Below are 18,418 nucleotides of genomic sequence, written 5' to 3'. Positions count from 1 at the left end.
TCCTAGCTGGAGAACCGGACCGTTTCCCCGGTTTCCAGCGCTTTCTGCGCGGCCAGCCCCATGCGCACGGCCCACATCCCGTCCTGCAAGGTCACCTCGGGGGCGGGTTTCTCACCGCGCAAAACGGACAGAAATCCCTGATGCTGGTAGAAGGTCGACCCGTTGTGATCGCCCGCCGCCAGAAGACGCGGATCGACGGGGATGTCCTTGGCGACCGGCCCCTTGGGATTGCGTGGGCTGACGATCAGTTGCGGCACCGGCGCATCACCCAGATGGTCGGGCCAGAAACGCCCCGGTCCGGGCACCAGCGCCTCGATCTTGGCGTCTGGACCGACCGCCGAGATTTCCTCCTGATACCGAGCGCCTTCAGCGAACATACATAGCTCCAGCATGGCACGCGCACCCGAAGCGAAATCGACCATGACATAGCCGTGGTCCAAAATGTCGGGTGTCTCGCCCTCGTAAGCCTCGTCCAGATGATTAACCGCCTGCCCGCCGCTGGCCGTCACGCGCACCGGGTCCGATTGCAGGATCAGACGCATGAGGTCGAAGAAGTGACAGCATTTTTCGACAAACGTGCCGCCCGTATTGCGGTTGAAGCGGTTCCAGTTGCCGACCTTGTCCAGAAAGGGAAAGCGGTGTTCTTTGATGGTCAGCATTTTGACCCCGCCGGTCACCTGCGCCTCATCAATCAGGGCAGCGATCGGCGGCATATAGCGATACTCCATCGCGACCCAGATCGGATGGGGGTAATCGCGCTGGATGGCCTCTAGCCGCGCCGCATCCGCCGGGTCGGTGAACAGAGGTTTTTCCACCAGCAAGGGCAAGGGCCGCGCCTGTGCAATCTGTTCGATCTGATCCACGTGCAGATGGTTGGGGCTGGCGATCACAATGCAATCCAGATCGTCCACGGCCAGTAGGTCTTGGACCGACGCCACCATCTGCGCATCGGGCGCAATCGCTTGCGCGGCTTTGGCCATTGCCTCATCTGGCTCAAAGATCGCCGACACCTGAGTGCCCTCTAACAGAGCAATATTGTGCAGGTGCTCTTGCCCCATCATGCCGCATCCGATCAGCCCGTAATGGATGGTCCGGGTCATGCGCGTTTCCTTCTACTTCAGACGTTGGACATAGGTGGCCCGATCCGGGTCGAACCACGTTTTTGAAAACTCGACCGGTTCCGGCCCCTCGGACCAACTAAACCGCTCAATATAGCCAGCCGTTTCGCCAGCGGGTTTTGTAAAAGTCTCAGGCGTCCAGTCAGGCAGCGCACGGACCGAAACGCGATCCTCGGCCCGTGTGATCCAGAAGCCAAGCTGCTGCTGGTAATAGCGGTATAGCGAATCCGAAAGCAGTGTCTGATTGATCTGCCCCGCCGAATCGTCCAGCCAGATTTCCTCGACCGCGATGATTGTGTCATTCAAATAGCGCATCCGGCGCACCCGCGACCCCTTGGTCGAAGTACCGAATTCCGGCAGGTCGGCGGGTTTTTCCAGATGGTCCACTGACAAGATATCGGCGCGCGGCAGGCCCCCGCCTTGGGGCAGCTCCAACCGGAACATCGCATAGACGCTGTTCTGCGTTCCGGTCTCGCGGATGTAATTGCCCGAGCCCTGGATACGCTCCAACATCCCTTTTTTCTCAAGCTCCGCCAGCGATTTTCGCAGCGTCCCGACCGAGACATTGAGGTTCGTGGCCATCTCGCGCTCGGGCGGCAAACGCTCACCATCAATCAGGCGGCCCGCGGCGATGTCGCGGATCAAAAGCTCGGCGATCTGCACATAGATCGGCAGCGCGTTGGGGTTGCGGCTGTTGGCAGTCATTTCAGGGTGCTTCACCGAGTCGCGGAAAAAATTGATACACTATTGATCTACATCAAAGTGATTGCTACGCAAGAGGAAAGTCAAAAGATGCACGGAGAACGAATCAAATGACCATCGTCCCCATCACATCCCCCGATCTGGATGCGGCCGAGGTATCGTGGTTCGCCGCGCTGTGTTCCGATGACTATCAGTTTCTGGGCGTCCCTGACGGCGACCTACGGTCGAGCTGGGCGCATTGTTCCGGCATCGTCAAAGAGGCCGAGACGCAAGGGTTCCGCAACATCCTGTGCCCGTCGTCCTATCAGGTCGGTCAGGACACGCTGAGCTTTGTCGCTGGTTGCGCGCCGATCACCGAAAAGATCAACCTGCTGGCCGCCGTGCGCTGCGGCGAGATGCAGCCCATCATGCTGGCCCGGACCATCGCGACGCTGGATCACATGTTGCAAGGGCGGCTGACGGTGAACATCATCTCGTCCGACTTCCCCGGCGAGAAAGCCGACAGCGCGTTCCGCTATCAGCGCTCGCGCGAGGTGGTCGAGATCCTGAAACAGGCGTGGACTCAGGACGAGATCAACCATGCGGGCGAGGTTTACAATTTCTCGGGCCTGACCACCGATCCGGCCAAGCCTTATCAGACCGGCGGTCCGCTGCTGTACTTCGGAGGGTATTCTCCGTCCGCGCTGGACCTGTGTGGCGAGCATTGCGACGTCTACCTGATGTGGCCCGAAACCAAGGATCAACTGGCAGAGCGGATGAAGGCAGTCCACGCGGTGGCTGAAAACTATAACCGCACGCTGGACTACGGGTTGCGCGTGCACATGATCGTCCGCGATACCGAGGCCGAAGCGCAGGAATATGCGGATTACATCGTCTCGAAACTGGACGACGAATATGGCCGGGCGATCCGGGAACGGGCGCTGGACGCAACCTCTCTGGGTGTGGCGCATCAGGCCAAGAACCGCGATCTGGCGGATGAGTATGGCTATGTCGAACCCGGTCTTTGGACAGGCGTCGGCCGCGCGCGATCCGGCTGCGGTGCGGCTTTGGTCGGGTCAACCGATCAGGTCATGTCCAAGATCGAAGAATACCAAAAGATGGGCATCCGCGCCTTCATCTTCTCGGGCTATCCCCACATGGATGAGGCAAAGCACTTTGGTGCACGTGTCATGCCCAACCTGAAAACCTGCTCGCTGCCCGAAGCCTATGGGCGCGTGCCTGCAATGACCCCGGCTACCCCGCTGGGCAACGGAGTTCGTCGCTGATGCAACGTGTAAAACTATCCGACACGCTGGAAATGAGCCGCCTTGTCTACGGCATGTGGCGGCTGGGCGATGACAGCGACACATCGGCAGCTCATGTCGAGGCCAAGATTCAAGCCTGTCTGGATCAGGGCATAACCAGTTTCGATCAGGCGGATATCTATGGCGATTACGGGGCCGAGGCGGTGCTGGGCAACGCCCTGCGCGCCAATCCCGCGCTGCGTACGAAGATGGAGATCGTCACCAAGTGCGATATCGTGGCTCCGATCGGGCGCTATTCGGACGCGAAGGTCAAATACTACGACACCTCGCGCGCCCACATCCTGAAATCGGTCGAGACCTCTTTGACAGAGATGGCGATCGACCATATCGATCTACTGCTGATCCACCGCCCCGATCCGTTCATGGATCACCACGAAACCGGAGCCGCACTGGACGAAGTGGTCGCCAGCGGCAAGGTCGGCGCGGTCGGTGTGTCGAATTTCCGCCCCTGGGACTGGTCGCTGCTGCAATCGGCGATGAAGACCCAGTTGGTCACCAACCAGATCGAGATTTCTCTGGGTCAGATCGGCCCCTTTACCAATGGCGATCTGGCCTTTCACCAGCAGCATGGTCAGCCCGTGATGGCGTGGTCGCCGCTTGGGGGCGGGCTGCTGATGGCCGGAAACCCTCCGGTCGGCATCGTTGCAGACGAGATCGCCGCTGAATTCGGCGTAGACCGCGCGGCGGTGGCCGTTGCGTTCCTGCTGGCGCACCCGGCAGGTATCCTTCCGGTGATGGGCACCAACAATCCGTCCCGGATCAAGACCATCTCGGACGCATTGAATGTCAATCTGGATCGCGAAAGCTGGTTCCGCCTGTACGAGGCGGCGCTGGGGCATGAGGTACCATGATGAATGCAATCTCAAAGGACATGACCCACACATTCGTCCCACATAAGGACGACACCCGCACTTTGCGCGACGCCTTTGGCCGGTTCGCCACCGGCGTCACCATTGTCACCTGCAACAGCGATGACGGCCCTGTCTGCATCACCGCCAACAGCTTTTCGTCCCTGTCGCTGGATCCGCCGCTGATCATGTGGGCCGGGGACCGCAGCTCGCGCCGTTTCCCCTATTTCCACAAGGCACGCCATTTCAGTGTGCACGTGCTATCGTCGGAACAGGCCGAGCTATGTTTCGGGTGCTCGAAAGATGCGTTTGCGCTGCGCGACATTGATCACGACCGGTGCGGCAATGGAACACCGCTGCTGCCGGACTGTCTGGCGCGGTTTGAATGTGAACAGCACGCCTATCACGATGCAGGCGACCACGTGATTGTCGTGGGCAAAGTTCTCAAGGTCAGCATGGCGGATGGAGACGCGCTGACCTTCTATGCCGGGAAACTCGGCCAATTCGCGCAGCATTAAGCGCGATCTGACGACCGTGGGGTAAACCTTCGGCTGGATAAGGGAGGATCCGCATGAGCGGACTGGCATCGGTGCTTGCGCCGATTGCATTCGTGAACGAAACCGTGCTGCGTTTTGGCCGCGCGGTTGGCGTTGTTGCGATTGCATTGATGGTGATCGCAATCCTGATTCAAGTGTTCTTCCGATACGTTCTGGGCAATGCCCTGCCCTGGCCGGACGAGGCCGCGCGGTTCTGTATGTTGTGGATGACCGGCCTGATGGCCCCCACCGCATTTCGGCGTGGCGGGTTCGTGGCGATCGACATGGTGCCCATGATGCTGCCGCGTGCGCTGGGCCAATTGCTGACCTTGTTTTTGCTGATCGTCTCGCTGGCCGTTCTGCTGGTCGCGGTCAATATCGGCTGGTCCGAAGTCACCGGATTTGGCGGCAAGTTCGCGACGGCCGCGCTGTATATCCCTACCTCCTTCGGGTTCGACGAATGGTATCGCGTCCCGCGTAGCTGGATTATGGCCTCGCTGCTGGTCGGGGTGATCCTGCTGATCGCGGTGAATATCGAGCTGATCCTGCGGTCCATCGTGACTCTGATGGGGGGCGGAGACCTGCTGCCCGATATCGCAGACGGACCGGTGGGGGCTGAATAGATGCTGATCTGGTTCCTGCCCACCTTCCTGATTTTCCTGATGATCGGCCTGCCGGTCTTTTTCGCGCTTTTGGCCGCGCCCGGCATTTTGCTGTGGCTGAATGGTCAGACCAACGACATCACGTTGCTGTACCGGAACGTCTACAACGGCATGGACAGCTTCCCGCTGATGGCGATCCCGTTTTTCATGCTGGCCGGAGAGCTGATGAACCGCGGCGGCATCACCATCCGTCTGGTCGAGTTCTCTCAGGCGTTGATGGGTCACTTCCGGGGCGGCCTGGCCCATGTGAACGTGCTGAGTTCGATCCTGTTCGCCGGCCTGTCAGGCTCGGCGGTGGCAGACACCTCGGCGCTGGGGTCGATGCTGATCCCGGCGATGGAGAAGCAGGGCTATACCCGTAAATTCGCCGCCGCGATCACCGCGGCCAGTTCGGTGATCGGGCCGATCATTCCACCCTCAGGGATTATGATCATTTACGCTTATGTGATGGGTGAAAGCGTGGCGGCCCTGTTCCTTGCGGGTATCGTGCCGGGCGTGATGGTCGGCGTTGGTCTGATGCTGATGATCAAGGTCATGGCCGACAAATACGACTTCCCCGTCGCCAGCCGCAAATACACGTGGCCCGAGCGTCGTCAGGCCAGCCTCAAGGCGTTCTTTCCGCTGCTGACGCCGGTGATCATTCTGGGCGGTATCCTTGGTGGTATCTTCACCCCGACCGAGGCCGCAGCCGTGGCCGTGGGCTATGCCTTCATCATCGGCTTCTTCGTCCTGCGCACGCTGACTCTGAAAGAGGTGCCCGAGATTCTCAGCAATGCGGGTCTGACCTCGGCGGTTGTCTTGCTGCTTGTCGGCGCGGCGATGGCGTTCAAGACGGTTGTCAGCCTGAGCCACGCGCCGGAACAACTGGCAGCGCTGATCCTTGGCCTGTCAGAAAACCCGTTGATCCTGCTGTTCCTGATCAACCTGCTGCTGTTTGTCGTCGGCATGTTCCTGGATGCAGGCCCGGCAATCATCATCCTTGGCCCCATCCTTGCGCCAATCTTCACCAGCCTTGGCGTGGACCCGATCCACTTTGCCATTATCATGAGCGTCAACCTGACCGTCGGCCTTGCCACGCCACCCATGGGGCTAGTCCTGTTCGTCGCCGCCGCCGTGTCACGTGAAAAGGTCGAGACCATTGCCAAGGCGATCCTGCCGTTTCTGGCTGTCGAAATCATAGTGATCTTCCTGATCACCTATGTCCCCGCACTATCCATGACGATCCCGAGGATAACGGGATTTGCAAACTGAACTGAGTATCACAGGGAGGAAACGAATGCTCAGAGACTTTATCAAAACCGCTGCGGTGGCCACCTCGGTGCTGGCTGCATCCGCACTTGCCGCCACCGCCGCAGATTTCACCCTGCGCGCCACTGCGAACTCGAACGAAAATGACGAAGACTATGACGGTCTGATCGTCTTCAAGAACTATGTCGAGGCCGCATCGAACGGCGCGATTGAGGTGGAACTTTTCATCGGCACCCAGCTTTGCTCGAACGGTGCTGAATGTCTGCAAGGCGTGGCCGACGGCACTATCGACATCTACATCTCTACCTCGGGCGGTGCGTCGGGCATCTTCCCCTATGTTCAGGTTCTGGACCTGCCTTACCTGATGGCGGATGACCGCGTGGCCGAGCACGTTTTGTCCGGCGATTTCACACGCAAGATGCGCGAAATGGCCCTTGAGGATTCCGGCGGCGCGATCCGTCTGATGACCATCGGCAATACAGGCGGCTGGCGCAACTTTGCCAACACGCAGCGCCGGATTGCTGAACCTGCTGACATGGAAGGTCTGAAGATCCGCACCGTGGTCGCCGACCTGCCGCAGGAACTGGTCAAAGCGCTGGGTGCGTCGCCCACCCCGATCCCGTGGCCTGAGCTGTTCACCAGCTTCCAGACCGGTGTGGTTGAGGGTTCCAAGAACGGTATCACCGACATTATGGGCATGAAATTCCCCGATGCGGGTCTGCAATATGTCACACTGGACGGCCACGCCTATATGGGTGCGCTGTGGTGGATGAATAACGCCAAGTTCCAGGAGATGCCCGAAGACCTGCGCCGTGTGGTGGTCGATGGGTTCTATGCGCTGCAACAGGCCACTTTTGCCTCGCCCAAGCGCAAGTCGATCCAGGCCTATGAGGACTTTGTCGCCGGTGGCGGTGACCTCTATGTGCCTACGCCCGATCAGAAGGCCGCATTCAAAGAGGCCGCAACCCCCGTTTACGAGTGGTTCCAGACCAATGTTGGCCGCGGGGATGAGGTGTTCAACGCACTGACCGAGGCGGTTGCCGAGGCTGAAGCCGACATCAATGCGTCGCGCGATGCGGACCTGAACTAAGCGAACAGGGCCGGGCGCTGCGTCCGGCCCTTACCGAAACGGGTACATCCACCCTTTGTAGTCATTCACCAGAACATGCGCCCTTTCGATCTGCTCCGGCGACATTTTCTTGACCACTTCTTCAAGGCTGATCGCCGCATCGGGATCGCCGCCAATCGCGCTGAGCGTGTACCACATATAGGCCCGCACCAGATCGGGCGCGGGCATGCCCAAACCCAGTTCATAATACCAGCCGATACCCGACTGAGCACCCGGATGCCCTTTCATCGAGGCACGCAGATACCATTCAAACGCGCGTTCATAGTCCTGCTCGACCCCCAGCCCGAGGCCGTACATCACGCCGATCAATTCCTCGGCTTCGGCGTTGCCGGACCGCGCCGCTGGCAGCAGTTCCTCGCGCGCGGCTTCAAATTCACCGGCTTCCATCATGTCGCGGGCCTGTTCCAGCTCGGCCAGCGCCGGGGATGCAAAAAGGCAAAGGGCAAATACAAGCTGGCGCATGGGGTTTTCTTCCTTTTCGTCAGTGCGGCAGCAGCGCAGGATTTGCCGCGTCCGCTGACCGATGATGACTTTATCCCTTTTGATATGGAACAGGCCGCCATCGGTCATCAACTGTTTTACGATCCCATCCTGTCAGGCAATCAGAACATCGCCTGCGCCCATTGCCACCATCCCGATTTCGGCACCTCCGACGGGGTGTCTCTGGGCATCGGTGAAGGCGGCCAAGGTCTGGGGCTAGATCGTACGCCCGGCACCGGAGCGGATAAAATCCGCAAACGCATTCCGCGCAACTCGCCCGGTCTTTGGAACCTTGGTGCAAAAGAAATTCACACCGTCTTCCACGATGGCCGCCTGAGTATCTCGGACGTTTACGGCAACGGCTTCAACTCCCCTGCGCAGGAGTGGTTGCCTGAGGGTCTGAACTCACTACTGGCCGCACAAGCATTGTTCCCGCTGACCTCGCAGTTTGAAATGGCTGGAAATGTTGGCGAAAATCAGGTGACCGGTGCCGTTGCTGATCGGATTGATCTGGGCTGGCCGATCCTCGCCAAACGGGTGCGCACCGATCCGCGCTATGGCCCTGCGATGGTTGCCGCCTTTGATGAGGTCTACACGGCCGAGGACATCACGATCACTCAGATCGCAAACGCTCTGGCCGCGTTCATGGCCGTTGAGTGGCGCAGCACGGACAGCCCGTTCGATCAATATCTTGCAGGCGACGCCAACGCCCTGACACCTGCCCAGAAGGACGGGATGGCCCTGTTCTACGGCAAAGCCCAGTGTTCGACCTGCCATTCCGGTCCGTTGATGTCAGATCAACAGTTCCACGCGCTGGCCTTGCCGCCCTTCGGTCCGGGCCGCACCCGGCAATGGGACCCCTACGTGCGCGACGTCGGGCGCATGGGTGAAAGCGACCGGCTAGAGGACGCTTATCGCTTTCGCACACCGATGCTGCGCAATGTGGCTTTGACCGCGCCTTATGGACATAACGGGGCTTTCCCCGATCTCGACAGCATGATCCGCCATCATCTGGACCCGGAACGCAGCCTGTCACAATGGACGCGCGACATGGCGGTTTTGCCCAAGGTTCCCTGGCTGCACAAAGCCGATTTCGTGGTCTGGGATGACAGGTTGGAAATGGAACGTCAGCGCCGCGCGATCGACATCACGCCGCTTACGCTATCAGACGCGGATATCCAAAACCTCGTGGCGTTTCTGAACGCGTTGACCGGGACGAGCGTGGACACGCCGGCATTCGGCGTGCCCGACAATTTCCAACCCTAAGAAAAACCCCGCGCGTGGCGGGGTTCTGGTTACTCTGCGGCTTCCTCATAGTCCGACATGGGCGGGCATGTGCAGACGAGGTTTCGGTCCCCATACGCGTTGTCGACGCGGTTGACCGGTGACCAGTATTTGTCGACGCCCATGGAACCCGGAGGGAAACACGCCTGTTCACGGGTATATGGGCGGTCCCAGTCGCCGACCAGGTCACGCACCGTGTGGGGGGCGTTTTTCAGCGGGTTGTTTTCCGCGTCGATCTTGCCGTCGATGATGTCCTGCGCCTCGGCCCGGATGGACAGCATGGCGTCGCAGAAGCGGTCCAGCTCATCCTTGGGTTCCGACTCGGTGGGTTCCACCATCAGGGTGCCCGCGACCGGCCAGCTCATCGTCGGGGCGTGGAATCCTGAATCGACCAGACGTTTGGCCACGTCATCCACGGTCACATGGGCCTCGGCGTCCAACGGACGGGTGTCGAGGATGCATTCATGCGCCACACGCCCCGTCTCGGAGGTATAGAGGATCGGATAGGCATCCTTCAGCCGTGCGGCGATGTAGTTGGCGTTCAGGATCGCCACTTTCGTGGCCTGCGTCAGACCCGCACCACCCATCAGCAGCACATAGGCCCATGAGACTGGCAGGATCGAAGGCGAGCCAAAGGGCGCGGCGGAGACCGGGCCGACTGCGGTGCCATATTCCGGGTGGCCGGGCAGGTGTTCCTCAAGGTGCGCCTTGACGCCGATCGGACCCATACCGGGGCCGCCACCGCCATGCGGGATGCAGAAGGTCTTGTGCAGGTTCAGGTGGCTGACGTCACCGCCAATATCCCCCGGACGCGACAGACCGACCATGGCGTTCATGTTGGCCCCGTCGATATAGACCTGACCGCCGTGGTCATGGGTGATCTGGCAGACCTCCTGCACGGTGGTCTCGAACACGCCATGGGTCGACGGGTAGGTGATCATGCAACCGGCCAGATGATCGGAATGCTTCTCGGCCTTGGCGCGGAAGTCATTCAGGTCGATATTGCCGTTCTCATCCGATTGCACCGGCACAACCTGCCAGCCCACCATCTGCGCCGAGGCCGGGTTGGTCCCGTGCGCCGAGGTCGGGATCAGGCAGACATTGCGGTGCCCCTCGCCTCGGGCGAAGTGATAGTTGCGGATGGTCAGCAGCCCTGCGTATTCCCCCTGCGCGCCCGAGTTGGGCTGCTGCGAGATCGCGTCATAGCCGGTGATCTGGCACAGCTTGTCGTTCAGGTCGGCAATCATCTCATGATAGCCCTGCGCCTGATCTTCGGGAACGAAGGGGTGCAGGTTGCCGAATTCGGGCCAAGTGACCGGGATCATTTCGATCGTGGCGTTCAGCTTCATCGTGCACGAGCCCAGCGGAATCATCGCCCGGTCCAGCGCCAGATCACGGTCCGCCAGACGACGCATATAGCGGGTCATCTCGGCCTCGGCCCGGTTCTTGTGGAAGATCGGGTGGGTCAGGTACGGCGTTTCACGCAGGGCGTAATCGGGCAGGCGGTATTGCTTGTTCGAGCTGTCATCCTTGCGGTCGATACCGAAGGCACCCCAGACGGCCTCAATCGTTTCGGCACGGGTCTGTTCGTCCAGGCTGATGCCGACCTTAGTATCGCCCACCTTGCGCAGGTTGACGCCTCGGGCGACGGCTGCCTCCATGACTGTCTTTTGCAGGTGGCCGACTTCGACCGTGATCGTGTCGAAGAACACTTCGGGTTCAACGGCAAATCCGGCTTCCTCCAGACCAACGGCCAGACGCGAGGTTTTGCGGTGCACCGATTGCGCGATGGCCTTGATCCCATCCGGGCCGTGATAGACCGCATACATCGAGGCAATAACGGCCAGCAGCGCCTGCGCGGTGCAAACGTTCGAGTTCGCCTTTTCGCGCCGGATATGTTGTTCGCGGGTTTGCAGGGCAAGGCGGTACGCCTTGTTGCCCCGGCTGTCGATGCTGACACCGATGATCCGGCCCGGCATCGCGCGCTTGAGCTTGTCGGTGGTCGCCATATACGCGGCGTGTGGGCCACCGTACCCCATCGGCACGCCGAAACGCTGGGTCGAGCCGATGGCGATATCCGCGCCCATTTCTCCGGGCGATTTCAGCAGCGCCAGCGACAGGATGTCGGCAGCGACGATAGCGATGGCCTTGTGTTCATGCAGCGCCGCGATCTCGGCCGAGAAATCACGGACATGGCCGTGGGTGCCGGGATATTGGAAGATCGCGCCAAAGACCGCGCCCGCTTCCAGTTGGTCTGGATCGCCCACCTGTACGTCGATGCCCAGAGGCTCGGCCCGGGTTTTGATCACCGCGATGGTCTGCGGGTGGCAGTTGCGGTCGACAAAAAAGGCCGCGTTGTTGGCCTTGGACCGACCGCCTCGTTTGGCCATCGCCATGGCCTCGGCTGCGGCTGTGGCTTCGTCCAGCAGCGAGGCGTTGGCTACGTCCAGCCCGGTCAGGTCGCTGACCATGGTCTGGAAGTTCAACAGCGCCTCAAGACGCCCCTGGCTGATCTCGGGCTGATAGGGGGTGTAGGCGGTGTACCAAGCCGGGTTTTCCAGAATGTTGCGCAGGATCGGCGCGGGCGTGGTGGTGCCGTAATACCCCTGACCGATCAGCGAGGTCAGAACCTTGTTCTTGCTCGCCACTTCTTTCATGTGAAACAGCGCGTCGCGTTCCGTCATTGCCGGACCCCAATCCAGCGGTTCGGTCTGGCGGATCTCAGGTGGAACGGTGGCGTCGATCAGTTGGTCCAGCGTCTTGAAGCCGATCACCTTGAGCATGTCGCGCATCTCGGTCGGGCTGGGTCCGATATGGCGACGGTTGGCGAAGTCATAGGCTTCGTAATCGGTCAGTTTGAAGGCCATCGTTGCGCTCCTGTCATATGGTCAGGTCCGGCGGAGAGTGAGGGAGCCTCCGGCGGGGATATTTTTAGCCAGATGAAGGGGCGGTTCCTTGCAAGGAGCCGCCCTTCGGGTTTAGCCGATGAAGTCTTTGTAGCCGGCTTCGTCCATCAAATCTTCGAGCTGCGAGGCGTCAGTGATCTTGATCTTGTAGATCCAGGCTTCGCCCTCGGGATCTTCGTTCAGCGCGCCGGGATTGTCCGCCAGCGTTTCGTTCACCTCGATGATCTCGCCATCAACTGGCGCGTAGAGTTCCGAGGCCGCCTTGACGGATTCAATCACGCCGATCTCGCCGTCTTTGGCGAATTCTTCGCCTACTTCCTGCTGCTCCACGAAGACCACATCGCCCAGTTGCTCGGCCGCGTGTTTGGTGATGCCCAGCGTAGCTGTGTCGCCGTCAACATCGATCCACTCGTGCTCTTCGGAATAATAGGTTGCCATCTTGTTTCTCTCCTGACTTCAACGCTTGTAATTCTGGGTGACGAAGGGCAGCGCCGCGATCTGTGCGGGTTGCGGCTTGCCTCGGATGATCAGGTTCACAGTCTCGCCCGGCGCGGCATGACCGGCAGAGACATAACCCATCGCGACCGGCCCGCCGACCGTGGGGCCAAACCCGCCGGACGTGATCTGGCCGATCGTGTTGCCTTCGGCACATTGGATTTCAACACCCTGACGGGCAGGCGCGCGGCCCTCGGGCTTGATGCCGACCAGCTTGCGCGCAGGGCCATCGGCCAGTTCGCGCTGAATACGGTCTGCGCCAGGAAATCCACCCTCTTCCTTACGGCGTTTCTGGATGGCCCATCCCAGCGACGCTTCGATGGGTGAGGTCGTCTGGTCGATGTCGTTACCATACAGGCACAGCCCAGCCTCCAGCCGCAGACTATCGCGTGCGCCAAGGCCCGCCGGTTCGCAATCTTCGTGCGCAAGAAACGCGCGCGTAATCTCGATCGCGCTGTCCTCGGGGATCGAGATTTCATATCCATCTTCGCCGGTATAACCCAGACGCGAGATCCGGCATTCTACGCCGTTGATATTGGCAACGGTGGTTTCCATGAACTTCAGGTCTCGTGCCGCCGGGCAAAGCGCACCGATAACATCCTCGGCCTTGGGGCCTTGGACGGCCACCAACGCGCGATCGAAAATCTCGGTCACTTCGACGCCGTCCAGATGATCGCGCATATGGGGAATGTCCTGATGGCGCAGCGCTGCGTTCACGACGACAAAATAGTGATCGCCCGCATTCGACACGATCAGGTCGTCCATGATTCCGCCTTCGGCATTCGTGAAAAAACCGTAGCGCGCCTTGCCTTCCTTTAACGTCGCATAGGCTTGCGGGCAGAGTGTTTCCAGTTTCTCGCCCACATTGTCGCCACGCAGGATCACCTGACCCATGTGACTGACATCAAACACAGCCGCCTTTTCCCGGCACTGTTTGTGCTCACCCATTATCCCCAGCGGGTACTGAACCGGCATCTCCCAGCCCGCAAAATCGACCATCTTTCCGCCAAGCTCGACGTGAAGATCATAAAGCGGAGTGCGTTTCGGTGCGTCAGTCATATCCGTGACCTTTCCAAACCCGTTGTCAGTCAATGCTGTACAAAAAGCAATGGTCGCCCAGCCGGTCGGCATACGGGGGCATACAGCAGTTTTGTAGCGTATAGGAAACTTTTTTCCGTTACGCAACACTCGCGCTGCACGAAATGTATCACGACTAGGTCAGCGTTGGGCAAGACATTCTGACAAAAAGAATTATTTTCCAACAGCGGTCGAACGGCTCTGGCCCCGACCGGTAACCTGCCCTAAGACTCCGCCCAAGAGGGACGGTCATGTCACATATTACACTGGTGCGTCACGGCCAAGCGAACACTGCCGCGCGTGACGAAATAAACTATGACAAGCTCAGCGAGTTGGGCCACCAGCAGGCACGCTGGTTGGGCGCTCATCTACAGGATACGCGCGCGCATTATCCGCGGGTTTTTTGCGGAACGCTCACGCGCCACGTCGAAACTGCCGCCAGCATGGGTTTGCCAGAGCCGACCCGGGACGCGCGGCTGAACGAGCTTGAGTATTTCACCATTGCTAAGCTGTTTGAAGAACAACACGGTATTGCAGTTCCGACCGACCGCGAGGGGTTTGTCGAGCATCTGCCGCGCACCTTTGACGCATGGGCCAAGGGTGAAATCACCGGTGCGCCGGAAACCTTCGAGGAGTTTGAAAACCGCGTGTCTGGTGCGCTGCGCGACATCGGCACAGAAGGCGGGCCTGCGATTGTCGTGACCTCGGGCGGGTTGATCTCGATGGTGGTGCGGCAGGCGATGGGGTTGGATATTCCATCCATGGCGCGGGTGGCGCTTGCCATCATGAACACCTCGGTGCATCGTCTGCACCCGATCGGCACGCAGCTTGCCCCGGTGCTGTTCAACGCAGTTCCGCACCTAGAGGCCCCAGACCGGCAATTCGCCCAGACCCACCTGTAACCGGAGGCTCCGATGCAGCTTTATTTTGCCCCCCGCACGATCTCGGTCGCTGTTGCCATCGCTCTGGAAGAGGCCGGGCTTGAGTATGAGGCGATCAAGCTGGATTTTGCGGGCGGCGAGCAGACCAAGCCCGCCTACAAGCAGATCAATCCCAAGGGCCGCGTGCCTGCGCTGGTGGTTGATGGGGGTATTCTGACCGAAACGGGCGCGCTGCTGGATTATATCGCTGCTGTTGCGCCGCAAGCCGGGTTGGTTCCATCTGACCCGATTATGGCTGCGCGGATGCGTGAGGTGATGTATTACCTTGCCTCGACCATGCATGTGAACCACGCGCACAAGATGCGAGGGGCACGCTGGGCCGACAAGAAGTCCAGTTGGAAGGACATGCAGGGCAAGGTGGCGCAGACAATGACTGCGTCATGCGACTATATCTCGGCGAACGGTTTGCGCGGGCCATTTGTGTTGGGTGAGGCGATCTCGCTGGCTGACGTCTATCTTTACGTGGTGTGTAGCTGGCTGGAGGGCGACGGCGTGGACGTCGCAGCCTTTCCCAAAATCATCGCATTTCGCGAGGCGATGGAGGCGCGGCCGTCGGTGCAGGCCGTACGCGCCGCCGGAATGCTCTGACAAAAGGAACGACAATGACACATCTCTGGGTCCGGGCTGAACAGCGCCCGAACGAGGAACGGGTTGGACTGACCCCCGAAGGCGCCGCAGCCCTGATCGCCGAAGGTATCCGTGTGACGGTCGAGGACAGTTCCGTGCGCGCGATCCCGCTGCAGGGTTACAAGGATGCAGGCTGCGAGATCGCCGCCGAGAATTCATGGCCCGACGCCCCGTTGGATGCGATCATCTTCGGCCTCAAGGAACTGCCCGAGGACGGCACGCCCCTGCCCCACCGCCACATTATGTTCGGCCATGCCTATAAGGGGCAGCATTCAGGGCGCGCGTTACTGGAGCGTTTCAAGGCTGGGGGCGGTACACTTTACGATCTGGAGTATCTGGTCGGCGAAGACGGCCGCCGGGTCGCCGCCTTTGGCTATTGGGCGGGCTACGCGGGCGCGGCGGTCACGCTGAAAACATGGGCCGCGCAGCAACGCGGGCAGGAATGCCCTCCGGTCGGGGTATATCCGAACAAAGACGCGCTGAACGCAGAATTGCTGGCCGAGCTAGACGCAACCGGCATCCGCCCCCGCGCCATCGTTATCGGAGCTTTGGGGCGCGTGGGCACGGGCGCCGCGGATATGTGCGAGGCGATGGGCGTTTCCGTCACCAAATGGGACATGGCCGAGACCGCCAGCGGCGGCCCTTTCCCCGAAATCCTTGATCATGACCTGTTCCTGAACTGTATCTTCGCGCGACCCGGCACGCCGGTCTTTGTCCCGCGTGAGGCACTGAACGCGCCACGCAAGCTGACCGCCATTGGCGACGTGGCCTGTGACCCGGACAGCGACTACAACCCGGTGCCGGTCTATGACCGCGCAACCACTTGGGACGCCCCCGCCCTGCGCGTGGCCACAGATCCGATTATGGATGTCATGGCGATCGACAACCTGCCGTCAATGCTGCCTGTCGAAAGTTCCGAAGACTACGCGGCGCAACTGCTGCCCTCCCTGCTGACCCTGACCGATCTGGACAGCGGTGTCTGGGGTCGGGCAGAAGCAACCTACAAAACTCATATCGAAGGGATCTGAGCGATGACGATTCACTGGTGTGGCACCGGCCTGTCGGCCATCCCCGGCCTGCGCCGCCTGATCGAAGGAGGCTACAAGATCACTGTCTGGAACCGGACCATCGACAAGGCCCGCGCCGAAGTCGGTGACCTGACCGACGATATCCGCGCCTTTGACATCGACGCTTTGGGCGCAGTGCTGGAAAAAGGCGATGTGATCGTATCCATGTTGCCGGGCGACTGGCACGTGCCGCTGGCGGAACTGGCGATCTCGAAACAGGCCAATTTCGTCTCATCCTCCTACATCGCCCCGGAGATGCGAGCACTGGACGACAAGGCCCGCGCAGCCGGGGTCGCCTTGGTCAATGAAGTCGGACTTGATCCGGGTATCGACCATCTGATGGCACACGCCCTGGTCGACGACTATCGCGCCTCGGATGCATTCGACCCCCAAAACCACCTGAGCTTTATCTCTTATTGCGGCGGTGTCCCGAAGAACCCCAACCCATTCCGGTACAAGTTCAGCTGGTCTCCTCTGGGGGTTCTCAAGGCTCTGCGCTCGCCGTCGAAGTCGATACGCGACTACGCCCCGCTGGACGTCGCCCGCCCGTGGGACACGATCAGCAGCTATATCGCACCGCTGCCCACCCCTGAGAGCTTTGAAGTCTACCCGAACCGCGACTCGATCCCTTTCATGGCCCAGTACCATTTCGAGGATCACTGGCCAGTCAAGGAATTCGTCCGAGGCACATTGCGCCTGAACGGTTGGGCGGATGCCTGGTCGGACGTGTTCACGGAAATCGAAACACTCGCCGGTCCAGAAGGGGATGCGCGCCTGAAAGAGATGTCGGATCAATTCTGGACTGAAAACGCCTATGACGAAGGCGAGCCAGACCGCGTGGTTCTGTGCGTGGGCCTGAAAGCCGAAAAAGACGGCGTCGAGGTCTGGCACAAGACCTATGTGATGGACGCCTGGGGTGACGAACGCGGAACCGCAATGGCTCGGCTGGTGTCGATCCCTGTGTCTCTGGCTGTTGAGTCTGTCTTGAAACGCGAAATTCCTGCCGGGGTACATGCTGCCCCAAGCGATCCCAAATTGGTGCAAGGCTGGATGGCAGAGATCGACAAGCTGGCTCAGCACTTGCAGATCGTTGAGCACAAAGCCTGACAATAAAACGGTCACTCCAGGATCGCTGGACTGACCGTTTTTGCACTTGCCAGTTTCGCTTAATCTATTGCGGAACACCCAAGGCTATCAAATATATCTTTGAATCGTGTCCTCAATGTCAGCGCGATTGATCCCGAATTCGGATAATTGTTTATCGCTGAAACGGTCCAGATATTGGGCGGCACGAACAATATCGCAACGAATTGCCCGAATTCTCATCGCCCTGTCGAATAAGAGCAAGGCACTCGCAGACGGTGCCGTCTGGTCGGTTGGGCGAACAGCATCAAACATTTCTCGGTACCTCCTTTACCTGAACTCAGCGGCGCTCATTCCTACGATTGGCGATAGGGAACGCCAAAATAGACGCTCTGGTATGCCCTTTGCTTGATCTGTTCACGTGGGACGCCGATGTCGTTCAATTGACGATCGCTCAATCGCTCCAGCCCTTTTACAGTGTTGGCGAAAACCCTGCGCCGGAACTGTTCTGTTCTTGCTTCGGCATAGTCCGAAATCATAGCTGAAAACACGTTTCTGTATGGTCTTAGAACCTGTGCACCTTCCATAGAACTCTCCTCGAAAACCGAACTGCGTTTCTGGTTACAGTTCAAACTTGGGAGTTGGTTCTTAATTTTTCTGAACCGGAACATTAAGGTCCGTTTAGGCGGTTTGGCTTGTGTTTCTTTTGCTTATGAGCAACCGCCATTGCGCTTGTAAGCCTGACGAGGTGAAGACGTTAAGCAATTGATCCGGTGGATCAATTGTAGTCTGAATGGGCTGTGTTGGGGTTTTCTGACGCTGGTTGCGGGAGCAGGATTTGAACCTGCGACCTTCAGGTTATGAGCCTGACGAGCTACCGGGCTGCTCCATCCCGCGTCAGAGTCAGATTT

Annotated in this window: 19 protein-coding genes and 1 tRNA gene; 11 read left to right on the top strand and 9 right to left on the bottom strand. The window is 59.9% G+C overall.

Annotated elements, in window-relative coordinates; all coding sequences use genetic code 11:
* Positions 1-2: 2 nt before the first annotated feature.
* On the bottom strand, positions 3-1,100 hold the full coding sequence (locus ACR0B7_RS16835) for a Gfo/Idh/MocA family protein (protein WP_170485838.1): 1,098 nt from the start codon (positions 1,098-1,100) through the stop codon (positions 3-5).
* 12 nt (positions 1,101-1,112) lie between these two features.
* Positions 1,113-1,823, bottom strand: coding sequence for a GntR family transcriptional regulator (locus tag ACR0B7_RS16830; RefSeq protein ID WP_170485839.1), 711 nt, complete (start codon positions 1,821-1,823; stop codon positions 1,113-1,115).
* 107 nt (positions 1,824-1,930) lie between these two features.
* Between ACR0B7_RS16830 and ACR0B7_RS16825 the strand changes: the two genes are divergently transcribed.
* From ACR0B7_RS16825 to ACR0B7_RS16800, 6 genes are read left to right on the top strand one after another with little or no spacing between them, the layout of a single operon-like run.
* The gene (locus ACR0B7_RS16825) at positions 1,931-3,085 is read left to right on the top strand and encodes an LLM class flavin-dependent oxidoreductase (protein ID WP_170570815.1); all 1,155 of its coding nucleotides are present in this window, start codon (positions 1,931-1,933) and stop codon (positions 3,083-3,085) included.
* Positions 3,085-3,975 (top strand): aldo/keto reductase, encoded by an 891-nt coding sequence (locus tag ACR0B7_RS16820; protein WP_170485841.1) that lies wholly within the window; start codon positions 3,085-3,087, stop codon positions 3,973-3,975. Before ACR0B7_RS16825 ends, ACR0B7_RS16820 begins: the two co-directional genes overlap by 1 nt.
* On the top strand, positions 3,975-4,490 hold the full coding sequence (locus ACR0B7_RS16815; protein ID WP_170388863.1) for a flavin reductase family protein: 516 nt from the start codon (positions 3,975-3,977) through the stop codon (positions 4,488-4,490). Before ACR0B7_RS16820 ends, ACR0B7_RS16815 begins: the two co-directional genes overlap by 1 nt.
* Before the next feature lie 53 nt (positions 4,491-4,543).
* Positions 4,544-5,131 (top strand): TRAP transporter small permease subunit, encoded by a 588-nt coding sequence (locus tag ACR0B7_RS16810; protein ID WP_170485842.1) that lies wholly within the window; start codon positions 4,544-4,546, stop codon positions 5,129-5,131.
* Positions 5,132-6,421 carry a TRAP transporter large permease gene (locus ACR0B7_RS16805; protein ID WP_170485843.1) on the top strand — a complete coding sequence of 430 codons (1,290 nt, stop codon included), beginning with the start codon at positions 5,132-5,134 and terminating at the stop codon, positions 6,419-6,421.
* Positions 6,422-6,446: 25 nt separating this feature from the next.
* Complete coding sequence (locus ACR0B7_RS16800; protein ID WP_170415834.1) at positions 6,447-7,508, top strand: TRAP transporter substrate-binding protein; 1,062 nt, start codon at positions 6,447-6,449, stop codon at positions 7,506-7,508.
* Between the two features lie 30 nt (positions 7,509-7,538).
* On the opposite strand, the gene ACR0B7_RS16795 is transcribed toward ACR0B7_RS16800, so the two are convergent.
* Entirely contained in the window at positions 7,539-8,009 is a 471-nt protein-coding gene (locus tag ACR0B7_RS16795) for a tetratricopeptide repeat protein (RefSeq protein WP_170485844.1), read from the bottom strand.
* 42 nt (positions 8,010-8,051) lie between these two features.
* Here ACR0B7_RS16795 and ACR0B7_RS16790 point away from each other — a divergent pair, with 42 nt between their 5' ends.
* Positions 8,052-9,293, top strand: coding sequence for a cytochrome-c peroxidase (locus ACR0B7_RS16790; RefSeq protein WP_480682049.1), 1,242 nt, complete (start codon positions 8,052-8,054; stop codon positions 9,291-9,293).
* Between the two features lie 29 nt (positions 9,294-9,322).
* Here the strand turns inward: ACR0B7_RS16790 and gcvP are convergent, their stop codons facing one another.
* The 3 genes from gcvP to gcvT all read right to left on the bottom strand — a co-directional run bounded on the left by gcvP (position 9,323) and on the right by gcvT (position 13,771).
* Positions 9,323-12,178 (bottom strand): aminomethyl-transferring glycine dehydrogenase, encoded by a 2,856-nt coding sequence (gene gcvP, locus ACR0B7_RS16785; RefSeq protein ID WP_170485845.1) that lies wholly within the window; start codon positions 12,176-12,178, stop codon positions 9,323-9,325.
* A 111-nt stretch (positions 12,179-12,289) separates the two neighbouring features.
* A complete protein-coding gene (gene gcvH / locus ACR0B7_RS16780) occupies positions 12,290-12,655 on the bottom strand; it encodes a glycine cleavage system protein GcvH (RefSeq protein ID WP_170388869.1) in 366 nt (121 codons plus the stop codon).
* Positions 12,656-12,673: 18 nt separating this feature from the next.
* On the bottom strand, positions 12,674-13,771 hold the full coding sequence (gene gcvT / locus ACR0B7_RS16775; protein WP_170576926.1) for a glycine cleavage system aminomethyltransferase GcvT: 1,098 nt from the start codon (positions 13,769-13,771) through the stop codon (positions 12,674-12,676).
* 269 nt (positions 13,772-14,040) lie between these two features.
* On the opposite strand from gcvT, the gene ACR0B7_RS16770 reads away from it, so the two are divergent.
* The 4 genes from ACR0B7_RS16770 to ACR0B7_RS16755 are packed head-to-tail and all read left to right on the top strand — an operon-like array spanning position 14,041 to position 17,531.
* Complete coding sequence (locus ACR0B7_RS16770; RefSeq protein WP_170485847.1) at positions 14,041-14,691, top strand: histidine phosphatase family protein; 651 nt, start codon at positions 14,041-14,043, stop codon at positions 14,689-14,691.
* 12 nt (positions 14,692-14,703) lie between these two features.
* Complete coding sequence (locus tag ACR0B7_RS16765) at positions 14,704-15,318, top strand: glutathione S-transferase family protein (protein ID WP_170485848.1); 615 nt, start codon at positions 14,704-14,706, stop codon at positions 15,316-15,318.
* A 14-nt stretch (positions 15,319-15,332) separates the two neighbouring features.
* Positions 15,333-16,385 (top strand): saccharopine dehydrogenase, encoded by a 1,053-nt coding sequence (locus tag ACR0B7_RS16760; RefSeq protein WP_170485849.1) that lies wholly within the window; start codon positions 15,333-15,335, stop codon positions 16,383-16,385.
* Between the two features lie 3 nt (positions 16,386-16,388).
* The gene (locus ACR0B7_RS16755) at positions 16,389-17,531 is read left to right on the top strand and encodes a saccharopine dehydrogenase family protein (RefSeq protein ID WP_480682044.1); all 1,143 of its coding nucleotides are present in this window, start codon (positions 16,389-16,391) and stop codon (positions 17,529-17,531) included.
* A gap of 87 nt (positions 17,532-17,618) precedes the next feature.
* Here ACR0B7_RS16755 and ACR0B7_RS16750 read toward each other — a convergent pair whose 3' ends face one another.
* The 3 genes from ACR0B7_RS16750 to ACR0B7_RS16740 form a co-directional block, all read right to left on the bottom strand.
* On the bottom strand, positions 17,619-17,822 hold the full coding sequence (locus ACR0B7_RS16750; RefSeq protein WP_170388875.1) for a hypothetical protein: 204 nt from the start codon (positions 17,820-17,822) through the stop codon (positions 17,619-17,621).
* A gap of 41 nt (positions 17,823-17,863) precedes the next feature.
* A complete protein-coding gene (locus tag ACR0B7_RS16745; RefSeq protein ID WP_480682042.1) occupies positions 17,864-18,094 on the bottom strand; it encodes a DUF1127 domain-containing protein in 231 nt (76 codons plus the stop codon).
* A 233-nt stretch (positions 18,095-18,327) separates the two neighbouring features.
* Positions 18,328-18,404, bottom strand: a tRNA-Met gene (locus tag ACR0B7_RS16740).
* Between the last annotated feature and the right edge of the window lie 14 nt (positions 18,405-18,418).

Source organism: Ruegeria sp. BB6 (genome assembly GCF_056539385.1).
The sequence above is the reverse complement of the archived record's forward strand: the minus strand, read 5'-3'. Positions and strand labels throughout refer to the sequence as shown.